The sequence below is a fragment of the Streptomyces sp. NBC_00299 genome, assembly GCF_036173045.1.
Lineage (GTDB): Bacteria > Actinomycetota > Actinomycetes > Streptomycetales > Streptomycetaceae > Streptomyces > Streptomyces machairae.
Genome location: NZ_CP108039.1, coordinates 3,054,323 through 3,069,335 on the forward strand (window position 1 = coordinate 3,054,323; position 15,013 = coordinate 3,069,335).

At 69.5% G+C, this 15,013-nt stretch carries 16 protein-coding genes and 1 pseudogene; 4 read left to right on the plus strand and 13 right to left on the minus strand.

All coding sequences use genetic code 11. The features are described from left to right. The first annotated feature begins 18 nt into the window (after positions 1-18). Positions 19-339, plus strand: a complete 321-nt coding sequence (locus tag OHT51_RS13295; protein WP_328879134.1) for an esterase — start codon at positions 19-21, stop codon at positions 337-339. A gap of 137 nt (positions 340-476) precedes the next feature. Here the strand turns inward: OHT51_RS13295 and OHT51_RS13300 are convergent, their stop codons facing one another. From OHT51_RS13300 to OHT51_RS13345, 10 genes are all read right to left on the minus strand, one after another. Continuing rightward, the gene (locus tag OHT51_RS13300; protein WP_328879135.1) at positions 477-1,004 is read right to left on the minus strand and encodes a proline dehydrogenase; all 528 of its coding nucleotides are present in this window, start codon (positions 1,002-1,004) and stop codon (positions 477-479) included. 129 nt (positions 1,005-1,133) lie between these two features. Beyond that, a complete protein-coding gene (locus OHT51_RS13305) occupies positions 1,134-1,556 on the minus strand; it encodes a hypothetical protein (RefSeq protein ID WP_328879136.1) in 423 nt (140 codons plus the stop codon). Between the two features lie 52 nt (positions 1,557-1,608). Next, positions 1,609-3,354: a relaxase/mobilization nuclease domain-containing protein gene (locus OHT51_RS13310; RefSeq protein ID WP_328879137.1), complete on the minus strand. Its 1,746-nt coding sequence runs from the start codon at positions 3,352-3,354 to the stop codon at positions 1,609-1,611. A gap of 2 nt (positions 3,355-3,356) precedes the next feature. Further along, entirely contained in the window at positions 3,357-3,707 is a 351-nt protein-coding gene (locus OHT51_RS13315; RefSeq protein ID WP_328879138.1) for a plasmid mobilization protein, read from the minus strand. 272 nt (positions 3,708-3,979) lie between these two features. Beyond that, the gene (locus tag OHT51_RS13320; protein WP_328879139.1) at positions 3,980-4,201 is read right to left on the minus strand and encodes a hypothetical protein; all 222 of its coding nucleotides are present in this window, start codon (positions 4,199-4,201) and stop codon (positions 3,980-3,982) included. 91 nt (positions 4,202-4,292) lie between these two features. Continuing rightward, complete coding sequence (locus OHT51_RS13325; protein WP_328879140.1) at positions 4,293-5,309, minus strand: DUF2637 domain-containing protein; 1,017 nt, start codon at positions 5,307-5,309, stop codon at positions 4,293-4,295. After that, on the minus strand, positions 5,306-5,896 hold the full coding sequence (locus tag OHT51_RS13330; protein WP_328879141.1) for a WhiB family transcriptional regulator: 591 nt from the start codon (positions 5,894-5,896) through the stop codon (positions 5,306-5,308). Before OHT51_RS13330 ends, OHT51_RS13325 begins: the two co-directional genes overlap by 4 nt. A 101-nt stretch (positions 5,897-5,997) precedes the next feature. Next, positions 5,998-6,705 carry an ATP-binding protein gene (locus tag OHT51_RS13335; protein ID WP_328879142.1) on the minus strand — a complete coding sequence of 236 codons (708 nt, stop codon included), beginning with the start codon at positions 6,703-6,705 and terminating at the stop codon, positions 5,998-6,000. Continuing rightward, positions 6,705-7,646: a hypothetical protein gene (locus tag OHT51_RS13340; RefSeq protein WP_328879143.1), complete on the minus strand. Its 942-nt coding sequence runs from the start codon at positions 7,644-7,646 to the stop codon at positions 6,705-6,707. The genes OHT51_RS13335 and OHT51_RS13340 overlap by 1 nt, the downstream gene beginning before the upstream one ends. A gap of 3 nt (positions 7,647-7,649) precedes the next feature. Beyond that, entirely contained in the window at positions 7,650-8,009 is a 360-nt protein-coding gene (locus OHT51_RS13345) for a hypothetical protein (protein WP_328879144.1), read from the minus strand. Between the two features lie 818 nt (positions 8,010-8,827). Here OHT51_RS13345 and OHT51_RS13350 point away from each other — a divergent pair. Next, complete coding sequence (locus tag OHT51_RS13350) at positions 8,828-9,730, plus strand: helix-turn-helix transcriptional regulator (protein ID WP_328879145.1); 903 nt, start codon at positions 8,828-8,830, stop codon at positions 9,728-9,730. Between the two features lie 40 nt (positions 9,731-9,770). Here OHT51_RS13350 and OHT51_RS13355 read toward each other — a convergent pair whose 3' ends face one another. The 3 genes from OHT51_RS13355 to OHT51_RS13365 are packed head-to-tail and all read right to left on the minus strand — an operon-like array spanning position 9,771 to position 12,658. Then, positions 9,771-10,967 (minus strand): amidohydrolase family protein, encoded by a 1,197-nt coding sequence (locus OHT51_RS13355; protein WP_328879146.1) that lies wholly within the window; start codon positions 10,965-10,967, stop codon positions 9,771-9,773. Positions 10,968-10,996: 29 nt separating this feature from the next. Continuing rightward, positions 10,997-12,112: an MAB_1171c family putative transporter gene (locus tag OHT51_RS13360; RefSeq protein WP_328879147.1), complete on the minus strand. Its 1,116-nt coding sequence runs from the start codon at positions 12,110-12,112 to the stop codon at positions 10,997-10,999. A gap of 3 nt (positions 12,113-12,115) precedes the next feature. Then, positions 12,116-12,658 (minus strand): hypothetical protein, encoded by a 543-nt coding sequence (locus OHT51_RS13365; protein WP_328879148.1) that lies wholly within the window; start codon positions 12,656-12,658, stop codon positions 12,116-12,118. A gap of 695 nt (positions 12,659-13,353) precedes the next feature. On the opposite strand from OHT51_RS13365, the gene OHT51_RS13370 reads away from it, so the two are divergent. Both OHT51_RS13370 and OHT51_RS13375 read left to right on the plus strand, forming a co-directional pair. After that, positions 13,354-13,794 carry a pyridoxamine 5'-phosphate oxidase family protein gene (locus OHT51_RS13370; protein WP_328879149.1) on the plus strand — a complete coding sequence of 147 codons (441 nt, stop codon included), beginning with the start codon at positions 13,354-13,356 and terminating at the stop codon, positions 13,792-13,794. Positions 13,795-13,949: 155 nt separating this feature from the next. Then, positions 13,950-14,938, plus strand: a pseudogene (locus tag OHT51_RS13375) (immunity 49 family protein). Positions 14,939-15,013 lie beyond the last annotated feature (75 nt).

Here is a 15,013-nt window from a genome sequence, read left to right on the forward strand (position 1 = left end):
CACCCCATGCCACCGTCGGTGCGTGGCGCACTCCTGCGCTGCGTGCCTCCTCATCCCACCCAGCCGATCCACACGGTGTGGATAACCGACGTGGAGCCCGAGCGTCTCCATCCCGGCTCCATCCTGCTCAGCTGGAAGACCAGCCTCGGAGACGGAATGGATGTGGCCGCTCACCTCCGTCTGGCCTCGGCAGAGGTACTCCTCGCCAGCTGGCCGGACCTGCACGGCGACTGGACCGCCGTCGTACACCCCACCCTTCACGAGGTCATTGGGCTTCACACCGCGCTGTCCATCGCCACCGACGCGCTCCAGCTCGCCAACCACCTAGCGACCCGCTGACGATCCGCTCGCCGCGAACTTCCGAGGGCTGCCCCAAAATTGGGGCAGTCCTCGTGGCGTTCGGGCGTCGCAGTCCTGTCTCGGACTGCCGAGTGCCTTCCTACTGCAAACCGCCGGTGCGCCCACGAGCGCGGCTATTAGAGGCGTATCCCCCTGTCGCCCAGGACGTCGGCGGCTGCTGCGCGAAGTCCCTTCACAGCCTGGTACAGCAAGTGCTCCCGCTCTGCGGCGAGCGCGGTGTCCTCGGCCTTGCGGGAGGTGTCTTCCGCGTGGGCGTCACGCACCATCCGCCGCACGACCTCGGCGAGGTCGGCAGCCGCGTGGACCACACCGTACAGCGCCTCCACCACGGAAGACGGCCCCTCCAGGATGACAAGTTCGGCGGCCCGGTGGACGGCCCGGGCCTGGGCGACGAAGCGCTCCATCTTCTCGTCGACGTCCCTCAGGTCCGGCCGGTCCGCCCGTAGCGCGTCGCGCACTGCGTCCAGGGCGACATCACGGTCGTACACCGCACCCAGGTAGTTCGCGTAGGCGTCCCGGCGGTGCTGCCGACGCCACTGCCCGAACTGCGAGCGGGCCGCCGCGCGCCCGGTGACCATCGCGGAGCCAAGGGTGGCAAGTGAGCCTACGGCGGCTCCGATCAGCGCGGCGAGTCCAGCGTCCATCGCCCCATTCTGCCTACGGCCAGGCTTACTTGAGGTTCGCTAGAAGCGAGACCTGGTGGTTCTCATGGAACCTTGTAAGCCTGTGGGCATGCGCCACCGGGCGGCGTCTACGGTGCTTGGCCGCAGGCCCTACTCGGGCCTGCGCTCGGTCAGATAGATGCCGGCGAACATACCGTCGTAGCCCGCTGCCTGGGCCGCGGCCCCCAAGCTCGGGTAGTCCTGGCCTCCGACGTCGATCATCGCCTCGTAGTCCGCGCGGGTCAGTTCGCGCTCGACCCACTGGTGTGCGCAGCGGCAGCGGATGCTGATCTCGTTGCGGTCGCAGATCACCATCCAGTCGCGCCGGGCGCCACACTGCGGGCACATCACGGGGATCCCGGTGATGACGATTTCCTCGGGGTGGGTGGTGGCACGGAGACCGATGTTGCCGTCAACGAGCTGCAACTCCTGCTGGAGCCGCAGCAGAGGGTCGTCGCCGAGGGCCGTCTCCGGCAGAACGGTTCTCTGAGGGTGGAGCCCTTCGTTGAGGATCTGCATCGTCTCCTTCTCCATATCAACCAGCCCTAACAGGCACTGGCGGTCGGTGTCCAGCTCTTTGTGCTGCTCAGCGCCTCGACCCTCGGGAGCGCGGGGCGACATGGCGGGTCTCAGTGGTCGTCTCGGGCGCCTGTGGCGGGGACGGGTAGGAGCGTGATTGCGCTGCCCGCGCGCTCGTACGGGCGCGGGGCAGGTCCATGGTGGCGGGGAGTTTGCCGATGCGTCGCAGCCGCCAGACGAGGACGTCGGTGACGCTGTCCGCGGTGTCCAGTTCGCGCCATTCGATGGCCTGCTGGAGCAGGGCGTCTGGGTCGTGTCCAGCGCGCTCGGCCTGGTCCAGGGTGGCGGCGAGGGCGTCCCAGCCGGGCTCGCGGCGTACGGAGTCGGCCTGCTCGGGCAGGGCAGTTTCGAGGGTGCCGGTGTACCGCTCTAGTACGGGTTCGGGGAGGCGACGGCCGTGCTCGCGCATTGTGTGCATGGGGGCAGCGGCGGCTGATCGGTAGGCGCTGCGCAGGTGTTGAGCGGCTCGTTGGGCGGCGGCTGCCTGCTGGGCGTGGCCGCGGGCGGAGTGCCAGCGCACGGCGGCGATGGTGACGAGGACCATCGTGGACAGGAGCATCGCGGTGGTGCCGCCGTCTTCGCCTTTGCCGAGGGAGTTACCGGCGCGGATGATGCCGCGGGCGGCGGAGCGGATGGCTCGGTTGTCGGCACGCTCGGCGCGGATGTGGGAACGGGTGGCGCGTTCGAAGGCGCGAGCGGCCTCGACCAGTTCCTTACGGGTCGAGACCGGAGCGGTCTGGGCAAGTGCGTCGAGGAGTTCGCCGACGCCGGCCAGTTGGGCAGCGGAGTCCTCGTCGTCGTTCCCGTCGAGGATCGATGCCGCCCGTTCGGCAACCGGGGCTGCCTGGCGTCGAGCGCGGGCCGGGCGAGGTGCTCGTTCACCGGCATGGTCGGTGACGGGTTCGTCATCAGAGGGTCCCGCGTCGAGGCGCTGACGGATCCTGGGGAGGGAGAGGTCCGGGGCGAGTTTCGAGCCGGAGAACCAGATGGGTTCGCCGTCGCGGTTGCGGTCGCCGGGGAGGGCGACCTTGTATCCGAGGGTGTCGCCGGACGGGGCGATGCGCTTTTCGACCCTGAGGCCGGCCTCGGCGAGGCGGTGGAAGAACTCCTCCTCGCTGGCGGCTCCGGCCAGGGCGTGGCGAACGCTCTCCCGCAGCGTCTCGCGGGGAGTCTCGGTACGGCCGGATCGCTCGGCCTTGGAACGTTCTGCGCTGGTGGGGCGCTGGGCAGCGGTGCGGTCGCCGCCGTTGAGGACCTGCAGGCCGAACTCCTTCTCGATCTTTCGGCATTCGGCCTGCGCACGGATGCCGTCCTCGTGGCGGCGGGGGCGGCGGCTGTCTTCGCGGACGAGGGTGGCGACGATGTGGATGTGGTCGTCGGCGTGGCGTACGGCGATCCACCGGCAGGCCTTGGCGTCACCTTCCTCGGCGATACCGGTGGCGTGGACGATGCGGCGGGCGACCTCGGCCCATTCGGCGTCGCTGAGGTGACGGTCGCCGGGTGCCGTGCGGACGGGGCAGTGCCACACGTGCCGGGCCGGACGGCGGTTCTTCGGAAGGGCGAGCACGGGCAGGTCGAGCCGGTCGGTGAGCTGCTTGAGCGTGGCGGCCGGATCGCGTCCGGGGTCGGGGGCGAGCCCTGGCATCCAGGACGCGACGAGGTGCGGGTCGGTGTGCTCGTCCCGACGACCGGGACCGTAGAGGTAGTTGAGCAGTCCGTACGTCCGGCTGCCGGTGGAGATGTCGGGGACCACCGTCAGCGCCGCGCGATCTCGATCGCGGCGGCCTCGACCCGGTCCGCCGCGCGCAGGACACGGGCGACCGCGTCGTCCGCGTAGGCCGCCTGACCGCCGGAGTTGAGGATGCGGGCCACCTGGTTGAGGTTGTTGCCGGCGCGGGCGAGCTGTGCGCTGGCGGCCATCAGTTCTTCGACCCGGCCGCGCTGGTCCAACAGCCATGGCTGGGGACCTCCTTGGGCCTGGGCGACCGCGACCGCGGCGTCGGCGAGGAACCCGGCGGTCTTCAGGCCGACGGCTTCTGCGGCGCGCTTCACCAGCTCGAGTTCGTCGGAGGTCAGGCGGACGCTGCGGACTTGGTCGCGGTGCACGCTCTGGCGCAGGCGGGGGCGCGTACGCGGCGTGGCGGGCGGGTTCGGTTCCTCCCCTGGCTGCGATCCGCCCTCGGTCGCAGCCTCCGAGTCCGGCACCCCCTGGTGCCGGGCCTCCCCCGCCCCTCCTGGGGCGGGGGCATGCGCTTCCGAAACTCCTCCGCTGCCACGGGCTGCGGAGGAGTTTCGGAAGCTACAGCTTGCTCGGCTGCGTGCCGGGCAGTGGTCTTGCTGCAGGTCGGAGGTGGTGTCGGCCGACTCGGAGCGTGTCATCAGAGCGTCTGGGCCTTCGTACGGCGCGTGTCGCGGAGGACCTCGGCGACGAAGTCGAGGGCGAGGACCGGGTGGTGCAGGGTGCGGGGCGTGCTGGCGGGGGTTCGCTGCACGGTCCAGGTGCCGTCCGGGCCGGGTTCGGCGCGGTGAAGGTGTCCGTACCGTCGGAGCACGGTGATCCAGGCGTCGGCTTCGGCGGGGGTGGCTGGTGTGGTGCGCATTGTGTGTCTCCGGTGCGTGAACGAACTTGGTGGGGTGAGGGCGGGCGGTCCGGCGGTTGCCGATGGCCGCCCGCCTGTCCAGGCCATTCGGTCAGCCGGTCTTGCTGGCCGGGTCCTGGCCGGTTTCGGCGCGGAGTTGTCGCATCAGGGCGGTCAGCCGGTCATTGGCCAGCGTTTTGCCCTGTCCGCGGATGGCTTCCGCGACGACCTCGCGGGTGACCTTGCCCGCGTCGGCGACCGCCTGGCGGGCGATCGGCAGGAGGGTGTCCGCCGACGGGGCGGTGTCCGGACGGCCGTTGTCCGAGGTCTCCGAGGCGTTGTCCGGACGGGTCTCCGGCTCGGTGACCGACGCGGCGGCCAGCCGCAGGCGGGTGACCGGGACAGGTCTGCTGACCGGCTGTCCGCCCAGGTCAGCGGCATCTCCGCCGTGCGCGGGCTCTGGCTCCGGGACGCTCTCCGGGTGTCCGGACAGCTCCTCCCGGTCAGCCGCTCGCGGTACGTCCGGGCCGGAGGCGACCGCCGGGCGGCTGCTCTCCGGTCCGGAGAGGGCGGCCGAGTGTCCGGAGGTGACCGGCCGGTGTCCGTCCGCCGTCCGCGAAGTCTCCGGCCGGTCAGCGGTGATCCGGTCGGTGCGGACGGCGAGGGCGTCCGGGTGTCCGTGGTGACCGGTTTCGGTGACCCGGCGGGCGATGAGGATGTAGAGGTGGACGGCTCCGGCCAGGGCGAGCGGGGCGAGGGTGGACAGGGCTCCGACGGTGACGTCGCCGAGTCGGAGTCCGCCACCTTCGGGGTACTGCTGGTTGAGGCGTACGGCGTGCAGGGCGTTGGCCCAGATGCTGGCGGCCGTGGCCGTGCCGAACAGCGTCCACACGTACAGGCGGGCCGCGAAGGTGGCGGTGCGCAGGACCAGGAGGGCTCGTACCCCGTAGGCGATGAAGCCGTCGATCACCAGGGGGAAGACAAACGTGAGGGGGCCGCGGACGTGGATGGCGGTGGCCATCTGCTGCAGGGCGTCGTACGAGAGCGCGCACCCTGCGCCGCCGAGCGCGACGATCGCGGCTCGGTCCCAGCCGGTGATCTGAGCCGGTGTTGGTGCGCTGTGGCTCACGCGGCCGTCCCAAGGTCGTCGCGTGCGGGGGTCTCGGCTGCGGGTGTCTTGAGCTCCTTGGTGGGGCTCTTGGGCTTCTTCTTCCCCTTGTTCGCCTTCTTCTGGTCGACGGCGCGGTTGCGGATCTCCCGGCGGATGCTGCGGTAGAGCTTCTCCGCGTGCTCCTCGGTGAACTTGAGCAGCCAGGCGAGCCGCTCGGCCGGCACCTTGGCGTGGTAGGCGGCTATGACGACGGCGTCGCGCTCGGCCTGGGTGAGGTGGATGTCGCGGCCGGCCAACACCTCGTTCACGCGGGCGTAGTCGAAGCGGCGGTGGAGCCTGCGGTGCAGGGGGTCGCGTTCCTCTTCGGTCATGCCGCCCCGGATGCCGTCGCGGTCGCCGTTTTCGAGGGCGGCGTCGAGGCAGGTGGCGCGGACGGGGCACTGCGCGCACAGGGCCTTGGCGGCGCGGATGCGGTCCATCTCGTCCGGCTCGGGGAAGAAGATCTCCGGGTCGACCTGGTGGTGGGGCGTCGAGCGGCAGGCGGCGCTGTCGTGCCAGGTGAGGTCGCCGAGGGTGCGCGGGGTCTGGTTCTCGGTGCTGTGCATGTGAGTGTCTCCGGTCGCCCCGGGCGCGTTTTTGGGCAGGCGCGTCCCAGGGGTTGGTGCGTGAAGGAGGCGGAGGCGGCGGCAGCCGGTCGTGGCAGGGATCAGGCGGCGGCGATGCGGCGCCGCTCAGCTGCGAGGGCTCGTCTGCGGTCGGGGCCGTCGAGGATGACCTTGTCGCTCATCTCGGTCAGCCGGGAGGCGACCCGGTCGCCGATGTGCTGACGCAGGTCGGCCATGCCGAGGTTGGTGGTGATGAGGGTCGGGAGCATCTCGTTGTAGCGGCGGTTGATCAGCCGCATCGTGATCTCCTCGGTCCACTCGCTGTTCTTGGCCGCGCCGAGGTCGTCGATGATCAACAGCGGGCAGCGGGCGAGGTCCATCAGCTCCCGCTCGCCGTCGTGCCCGGGGCGGGGTCGCAGCTCGGCGTACAGGTCGGCGGCCGTGGTCGCCTTCCAGCGCAGCCGGACTCCGGCGATGAGCAGGGACCGGATCGCGCCGTACGCCTGATGGGTCTTCCCCGTGCCGGTGGTGCCGACGATCAGCAGCGAGCGGCCCTGCGCGATGCCCGGGGCCCCCTTGGGTCCGGGACGGCCGGCCTCGGCGATCGCGCGGACCCAAGAGGCGACCGCCGGGTGGTCGGCGACCGCGGCCCGGTACCGGGCCGGGATGCGGTCCTGCGCCGCTTGGAGGGCGGGGATGGGCTCGGCGGGGTCGGAGAGCGGAGCCGCCGGATCGATGCCTCGCGCGGTCAGGATGTTGGCCAGGCGGCGGGCGATGCCGCCGATGGGCTGGGCGTCGTGGTCGCGCATCACAGCTCCTCGGCGTAGGCGGCGGCAGGGTCGGCGGGGTTGGCCCAGGCCCGGTGACCGGGCACGTTAGGCCGCGATTCCGTCCGCACCAAACCGGCGGGGGTGGCGTTCATGGCCTCGTGGACCAGGCTCGGCAAGGTGCTCGGGTGCAGCCCCTTCGCCCGGTGACGGGCCAGCCCGGCCCGTATGTGGTCGGGGTCGATGCCCTCCGCGAGGAGCTTGGCGGTCTCCCGTCCGAGGTGACCGAGCACGCCGCTGGGCGGGCGGTGGGCACAGGCAGCCGCGTACTCGGCCATGAGCTGCTGGGTCGAGACGGTCTCCGGTGCGGGGGCGCCTGCGCCCCCTGAAGGAGAAGTAGTTCCTAGATCCAAGTTCCTAGGTCCTAGATCCGGACCGTGAGGGCTCATGGAGGGCTCACTGAGTCCTCCATGAAGGCTCCGTGAGGGCTCACGGGGTGTGCTCTGAGCTGCGGTTTTGTGCTGCGCGGGGAGCTCGTGCGGGTTGCGTGAGTCCTCACTGAGTCCTCCGTGAGTCTTCATGGAGGACTCAGTGCCGTCTCCGTGAGTTCGTGGTGCGTCCGGCGTGGGCTGCTCGACGTCGTGGTGCGGGCACGCGGGGAAGCGGACGCCGCTGGGCCGGTTGACCTTCTGGTGCTGGCGCCAGGTGACGATGTGCAGGTACCGCTTGCCGTCATCACCTTCGTAGCGGCAGATCAGGTGGGCGGCGGCGAGCTGGGTCAGGTCGTCCTCGACGTCCACGGGGCCATGCTCCGGGCGCAGCGACCACAGCAGTCCGGTGATCACGGCAGGCTGGTCGCGGAAGCGACCGTGGTCGTCGGCCTGGGTGAGGAGGCCGAAGAAGGTCCGCTCCGCAGCGAGGGAGACCGCGGCGAGCGACTCGGACGCGAAGGCTTCGGGCTTGATCGTTCGGATCCGGGCCACGGGTCAGCGGCCCCCGTCCGAATGAGCGCGGGGCCCGGCCGTGGGACGCAGGGTCCCAGTGGCGAGGTCGAGGTCGTGTGCCTCGTCCCAGTTCGCCTCGGGGAAGGCGCGGATCACCCAGCGGGCGGCGGCCACGCGCTGGGTCCGGTTGAGGGGCATGGGCTGCCCCCGCTCGTCGTACGCGCGGGTGTAGGGGCTCGGCCAGGTCTGGCTGGGCTGATGCTGCGAGACGCGGATGATGCGGGCACCCGGCACCATGTCCGTCAGGAGGACAGCCAGGCGGTGCTGGCGGGTGCCGTCAGCGGGTTCAACGGCCTTGGCGGGCTGGGCGGCGAGCGCCCTTCCGCTTCGGGACGCGGGCATGCGAGAATTCCTCACTCGTAGGTGGGGTGGGACGGCCGTTCTCGTCGAAAAGGTCAGCCGACTCGCCCCGGTTATGAATCCGCGCCCTCAGGGGTGGCGGGCTTGGCGCCCGGGAGCTGCTAACTCCTGGGCGCCGCGTCATTTCCCTCTGAAAACCGCGGACTTGACGTTGGATGGGGTTTTCGCTTTCTCCCTTGAGAGGCTCGGGTTCGGCTGTTCCGCCGAGGGAGCAGCAACATATGCAGACGGCGGTCAACACTCCAGCTGACAGTGGGTACTGAGCCGATTCGACGCCAACTCGACATATATCGCTGGGTTGGTGAGCGTCAGGACACAGTCCTCGACGGGACTCCACGCCCACGCCTGTTTTCTAAGCTGCTGCAGAGCATGAGGATCAGCGTCGACGGAATCTCTGCAGGCACCGCGCATTCGAGCCGGACGGCTTTACCGTCGGCCCTGCGGCGAAGCAGAGACATACGACACTCCTCACGCGACAGCCACTCGCGCGTACCGTTCAAGGGCATGGAGTGACCGAAGTACGACTCCGCCCCCTTCCGGGGCGAAGCCGCGCACTTTCCGACGCCCGAGAGACGAACTCGCCGGCGCCGCTTCCCGCTGAGAGCGCTCCACGCACAGGACGTCACGGTTGCACTCCCCTCGCTCCCAACCTCAGCCCAAGAGCCTCGACAGGTCGCGAACACGAAGATCGAGCAGGGGTGCAAACCGTGCCCGTTCTTCGCTAAGCTGAAGCTATTCCCGCCTGAAGAAAAAGTCAACACACTGGATGACCTCCAGCTTGCACAAAAAACGAGGGTCCGATGTCTGCTCGTCACTTCGACCGGAGCCGTCTACGTACGGTGCGGCGAGCCGCCGAGATCTCCCAAGCTGCCGTGGGCGAGGCGCTGGGCGTATCCGACTCGGCGGTCGCTAGCTGGGAAAACGGTGCCCAGACTCCGGACCCTGAGAAGCTGCCGGCACTGGCGCGTGCTGTCGGCCGCGATGTAGATGATCTGTTCCCGCGGTCCGGGCCGCCCGATCTGACTGATCTGCGTTGCGATGCCGGCTACTACCAGTACGAGACGGCCGCGCTGATCGGAACCAAGAGCGCCGGGCCAGTGGCAGGCGCCGAGCGCGGAGAGCGGCGGCTCAAGGACAAGTACGTCCCGGCTCTGGCTGCGGCATACGGCGTCAGCGAGGTCGAACTGCGGCGAGCGGAAGACCGGTCGATCGCCAAGGCGCAGGGTATGCCGGTCGAGGGATCTGCGCTGTCGGAGGCGGAGAGGGCCCCAGCCGCTGACGCTGCTCTCGGATCGCTGACCGAGAAGATCACCCTGCTGCTGAACAGCTCGTATCCCAGTCCTCCGGGGCCGCCGTCCGATGCGGAGATGGCGAGCGCGGTGAACGCCAGCGCCGGGGAGCAGATCCTCACCGAGGAGGACTTCCGGGATCTCCGTACGGGCGTGGCTGAGACCGCTGCCCCTGAGGTTCTGGACGCACTGGCCGACGTCATCGGTGTCTCGAGGATGTACTTCAAGCCGGACGACGCCGTGGCCGCTCAGGTCTATGAGGGCCTACAACTGCTGGCAGCCGCCAAGAAGGGGGCAGTGAGCCGGGTCAAGGCTCGTGGCCTGGGCGCGCAGGGCCTGTCGCCGAAGGCGATGGCACTCGTCAACGAGCTGGTGGCGGAACTGGAGGAGAAGGAAACGGGCGGGAACGAGTAGCGCCTGTCCGCAGCTCACGGACTGCGGACAGGCAAGGTTGCTACTGCTGTTCTGCCGTCCTGCCCAACTCGAGGAGGCGGCCGGCGGCGACCACGGCCCGGACGTTCTTCAGCGCACTGAGGTCTTCCAGAGGGTCTCCGTCAATCACCAGCAGGTCCGCGCGGAACCTCGGAGCGATCCGGCCCGTCGTCTCACCCAGTCCGAGTGCACCGGCCGCGTCGGCGGTCGCCATGTCGAGGATCCTGCTGTTCGGCAGGCCAAGGTGCGCGTAGAAGGAAAGGGCGGGGACGAGGCCGTCGAATCCGGCGCGCTGGACGCCGGCGTCGGTGCCAGCGATGAGCTTGGCTCCGGCCTCCGCCATCTGTCGCACGAGATCGAACATGGCCTCCGCCCGCTCCTCCCCGAAGAAGCGGGGCAGCATCTCCCAGTGAGGGCTGACGGCCGGACAGACCGCGATGTCCCGATCGATGATCTGCTTCAGGACGTCCTGGCGAAGGTCGAAGCCGTCGGCGGTCATCCAGGTGCAGTGCTCGATCGTGTCGACGCCTTCTTCGACGGCCGCCGTGATGCCGTCCGTACCGTGAGCGTGGGCGGCCACCGGCACGCCGGCCTGGTGGGCCTCGTCGACCAGGGCCTGGAGTTCGTCCGGCGTGAACTGGCTCTGCCAGCTCTTCGGCCCGTCCTTGGTCAGGCCGCCTCCGGTGACCATCGCCTTGATCACGCCGGCGCCCGCCGCGATGTTGCGCCGCACGAGATCGCGGACCTGGTCCACGCCTGAGACCTCGCCGCCCAGGAAGTGACAGTGCCCTCCAGGAGGAGTGGCCGGTGTGCCCGCGGCCACGATGCGCGGGCCGGAAGTGCTGCCCTGGCTGATCTCTTCATCCAAGCGGAGCGCCAAGCCGTGGCAGTCTCCCAGGTCCCGGACCGTCGTCACCCCGCTGGACAGGAGTTGCTCCGCGCGCCGGCGCATGTCCTGGAGCAGCCTGCCGTCGCTGAACTCGTGGAGGGCGGCCACAGGGTCACCACCGCCGTCGAACACGAGATGCACGTGAGCGTCGATCAGCCCGGGCACCACCGTCGAGTCAGGAAACGCCAGATGTGTCCCGCCCGCCCCGACGTGGTCAGCGAGCTGCGCGCGCGGCCCGACCGCGGTGATCGCGTCGCCCTCGACGAGGACGGCACCGTCCTCCAGGTAAGTCCCGGAGCCGGTCAGGACCCGGCCGGCGGTGATCAGCATCTCGTCTCGTCTCCCTTGTTCTTCCACGCTCACGCGGTCAGCCGAAGTGCGTCCGACACCGCGATGAGCTGACGGACGTCCGCGTTCCGATCGTCTTCCTGTGGCACCGCCAAGGCGACTGCCTGGCCCGGTGCCGGGACGCCGTTCTTGATCATGTCTGCGGCGAGTAGCAGGCGCTGGGCCAGCTGAGCTGGCTCAAGGTCCAGCGGGCCCGTGCGGTCCTGCCCGCGTACCAGGTAGGGGCTGATGTCGACCAGTCCGTCCCGGCATTCCACTATCCGCCGGTGGTAGCGGCGATGCACGCCACGTGCCCGCCACCGGTCCCAGAGCCCCCGAGAGGCGGGGCGCAGCTCGTTCTCGGGGTAGACCTCAATCAGCAACTGCCACAGCGGAGTCAGCTGGCGGTGATCCCGCCGTCGGCGCAGCCACAGCCGCGTCGCCGTGGTCCTGGCGCGGACCCCCGAATAGGTGACCCCCGCGACGAAGAGCAGACTCGACACCACCAGCCCGACCGCCACGCTCGCCGTGAGCTGGTGCGGCACGGACCCCCCGCTCCACCGGACGGCGACGAAGACCGCACGGACGGCGCAGGCCACCGCCATCGCCCCCAAGCCGATCGCAGTCATCCACAGCCCCGTCGCGTGAGGGCGACTGGACATGCGGGCATAGCGGGCGGACCACCGCCCGGCAACACCGAGCGCGTACATCAGATACAGGCCGGCGGCGGCGTAGAAGAAGGCGATCTGGGGGACCGTCATGTCCGCCGTGCTGAACGAGCCGGCCAGCGCCTCGTGCGGCACGCTCACGGCCGCCAGGATGATCGCCACAGCGACCGTGGCCACGACGGCGGCTTCCCACCGTGCGCGACGCCGGGCTGCCTGCCCGTCGGCCGAGTACAGATAGAAGCACATGAGGAAGTAGACCGTCCCCAACAGCAGGACGTTCTGGATCACCTTCGTCGCGCCGTGCCCGGCCACCGTGTCGATGCCGGTGCTGCCCCCCGGCATGGCCATGGGATACGACAGACCCGCGCACAGGAGGGAGAGGGCGACCGAGCGCGTGGGAGCGTCGTGCGGGGCACGCGACCACAGGTAGAGCCGCCAGACGACCGCAGCCGCGATGATCAGCAGGAGTATCTCGCTCACCGACTACAGCCACCCTCGCCGGTCGCCCAGGGCGGACTGAACCCGACGTACCTCCGGGTTTTCCGACAGCGGGGGGAGTTCGTCGAGCACCGAGGACCACTCCAGGATGATCGTGGCTGCGAGCTCGACCGAGCACTCCTCCTCGTCCTCGTACGAGCAGCGGCGGGCGACCCGCCGGATCAGCTTGGGATCGAGCACAGGAATGAGGGTCGCCCAACCCTCGACGAAGTCGTCGGGGGATTCCTCCAGCGCCTCCTCGGCCTGGTCCCCCTCCCACTCGGCGACGAGGATGTGGAGGATCTCGTGAAGGATGATCTGTCGCTGGTGCAGTCGGGTCGTCTCCTGCTGGTACAGGATCACGTCCATATCCGGCAGGTCGATCCACAGCCCCGACGGCCCCGGCTTCTCCAGCGGGAAGGGGCGCAGGACGATCGGGCGTCCGCGCCTCTCGCTGAGTGCCTTGGCCAGCTCCTCTACATCCAGGGGTGGGTGGATGCCAAGGTCGCGGAGTTCCTGCCGCAGCCGGCGGTGGAGGTCGCGCTCCACGGTCCGCCTCTCAGCTGTACGCCACCGCCCCAACCGTCGGCGGCTCGCCCTCTGCTGCGCGGGAACCGTAGATTCCGTAGCGCCGCGACGACTGTCTCGCGGAGACATTTGAGCAATCCCTTCGTACCGGCCGATCGGGGCTCTTGCTGTGAGCCGAGCGCCAGCCACCACGGGTCAACGATGTTCGGGTCCCCAAACGGCGCTCATGGAGGTGATCACAAGCGCCGAGAGCAGCACCGCGGACGGGCGCACGCCGACCTCAGCGAGCGAGCCGCGAGGACATGCAAGAGCCTCTCCGAACGCACGAAGTCGCTAGCGCGAACGGTTAAGCGAACGGACGAAGCCCCTGCGGGAACAGTCTTGGACCCTACGTCAGGCCCGCATGAGATCAAGGCCGAAAGGCTATGCCTCAAGTCACGACAGGAAGGGTTCACCATCCCTGGCAAACTCAATAAATCGACCATCCCCGATTCTCGATCATGGCGCTGAACTGCTGATTCACTTGCGGTCATATTGGTCACCGCAACGCGCTCAACGCGCGCTTCCGTTATGCTTTTGAGACATTTAGCGGGAGAATAACGTGAGCATTCAGCACCAAAAGGTGCATTCAGTCGAGGCATTGGCCTGCGGACAGGTGTGTGGAAGAGGTCACTTCTGCGCCAATCTGCGCAGTGCCCCGCGTTACGCTCACGAGCATGCCTAGCGACATATTCAGCCAGACCCCTGAGTACTCAGCGTTCTGGAATGAGTACCACTTGTGCACCCTCACCACGCTTCGCTCCGACGGAAGTCCGCATGTAGTGCCCGTCGGCGTGACCCTTGATGTCGACGCGGGAGTCGCTCGCGTTATCACACGCAAATCGAGCAAGAAAGTCGCCAACATTCAGGCGTCCCGCCCTGGCGAAGCCCGCGCAGCCGTGTGCCAGGTCGATGGAGGCCGCTGGGCCACCCTGGAAGGCGCGGCCGAAGTGCTTACCGACGCAGCAGCGGTCGACAATGCCGTGGCGCGCTACGCGGACCGGTACGGGCGCACGCCGGCTCCGGACCCGGAGCGCGTGGTCATCGAGATCACGATCGACCGAGCCATGGGCCAGGTGAACGCCACCCGTCCGAAGACCGCGAGTACTGCGGTCTGACCCGGCCATGGGGTCAGCAGCCTGGGCCGCTACAGCTTCACCCGGCCCCACACCGGCGGCCCGGGCGGCGGCCCTCGCGCGACCCGGACTGTGCTGTCAGTACCCGTTGATAACGTGCTTCGTCCAGTCGTGGAGTTCATGAAGGGGCGGGGTACGTGCGGAATGTGACATGCCATCAGGTAGGCGAGCAGCGGTTGGCCGAGGCGCTCGACGACATCGACGGGCGGGCCTACACGCGGTGGCACTCGCTGCGGTCGGCAGCATCTCGCCGTCGCTGATCCGGGCCATGGCGGACGAACTGCTCGACTATGTCGCCGCGCGAACGGTGACGGAGCCGGGGCTCGACGCTGCGGCTGGCACGGTCGCCGTCACCGCCGCGGAGTGTGTGCACGGAGTGCTGAGCATCATGTGCTTCCCGAACGGGGACCAGGAACTCCGGTTGCCCCTCGTCGGGGAGCGGATCAGCACGGACCCGGACGACGACGAGTTCGGGGACGGGCCCATCACGTTCCGGGACGTCGTCAAGGAGGCGCCCACCGCGCGGACCTGGCTCGACATGTTCGAGATGTGTGTCGTCAGCGGGCATGTGTGGGACTGGGAGCGGGTCACCGGGCTGCTGCTGCGCGGCGACTACGCGCCCGCCATCCGTGACGGCGTGCCCTACAACCGGTACACCTCCGTCTCCGACCCCGCCGACCTCGCCGCCATGGACGCCCTGTGCCCCTATCTCACCGAGGCGGCCGGGCATCTGCCCCGCGACTGGCCGACGGTTCCGCTGCGCAAGCCGAACGCCGGGGAGCGCGCGGAGGCCGCCCGGCGGCTCGACGAGGTCGGCGACGCGCTGAGCGCGGACCAGCGGCTGCTCCGCGTACTCCTCGACGACGACCAGCACGCCTTCGAGGACGCCCTCGTCGCCCGGCTGGCGTACCGGGAGAGCGTCGAGGCCGATGCCGGTGATCCCGCGCCACGGTCCCTCCTCCCCCTCGGCACCCTCGCCCTGGCCTGCCTCGCCGTCCAGGTCCATGGGTGGGAACTCGGTGTCCGGTCCGGGTATCTGCCGTACGGTCTGCTGGGATCGCCGGACGCGCCGCGCCGGGCGGCGGAGGGGCACCAGAACAACTTGGGCTGCTGGGCCGCCAAGTAGGCCACCCGGGGTGCGGAAGTGGGCCTGGCCCGACATCCAGGACATCGTCGTGGAGACGGACTCGTCCCCACCGAG

Excerpts from the sequence above, each read along its gene's own strand:
- OHT51_RS13300 (WP_328879135.1), bottom strand. The coding sequence starts at position 1,004 with ATGGACGCTGGACTCGCCGCGCTGATCGGAGCCGCCGTAGGCTCACTT.
- OHT51_RS13305 (WP_328879136.1), bottom strand. The coding sequence starts at position 1,556 with ATGGAGAAGGAGACGATGCAGATCCTCAACGAAGGGCTCCACCCTCAG.
- OHT51_RS13320 (WP_328879139.1), bottom strand. The coding sequence starts at position 4,201 with ATGCGCACCACACCAGCCACCCCCGCCGAAGCCGACGCCTGGATCACC.
- OHT51_RS13330 (WP_328879141.1), bottom strand. The coding sequence starts at position 5,896 with ATGCACAGCACCGAGAACCAGACCCCGCGCACCCTCGGCGACCTCACC.
- OHT51_RS13335 (WP_328879142.1), bottom strand. The coding sequence starts at position 6,705 with ATGCGCGACCACGACGCCCAGCCCATCGGCGGCATCGCCCGCCGCCTG.
- OHT51_RS13345 (WP_328879144.1), bottom strand. The coding sequence starts at position 8,009 with ATGCCCGCGTCCCGAAGCGGAAGGGCGCTCGCCGCCCAGCCCGCCAAG.
- OHT51_RS13350 (WP_328879145.1), top strand. The coding sequence starts at position 8,828 with ATGTCTGCTCGTCACTTCGACCGGAGCCGTCTACGTACGGTGCGGCGA.
- OHT51_RS13355 (WP_328879146.1), bottom strand. The coding sequence starts at position 10,967 with ATGCTGATCACCGCCGGCCGGGTCCTGACCGGCTCCGGGACTTACCTG.
- OHT51_RS13370 (WP_328879149.1), top strand. The coding sequence starts at position 13,354 with ATGCCTAGCGACATATTCAGCCAGACCCCTGAGTACTCAGCGTTCTGG.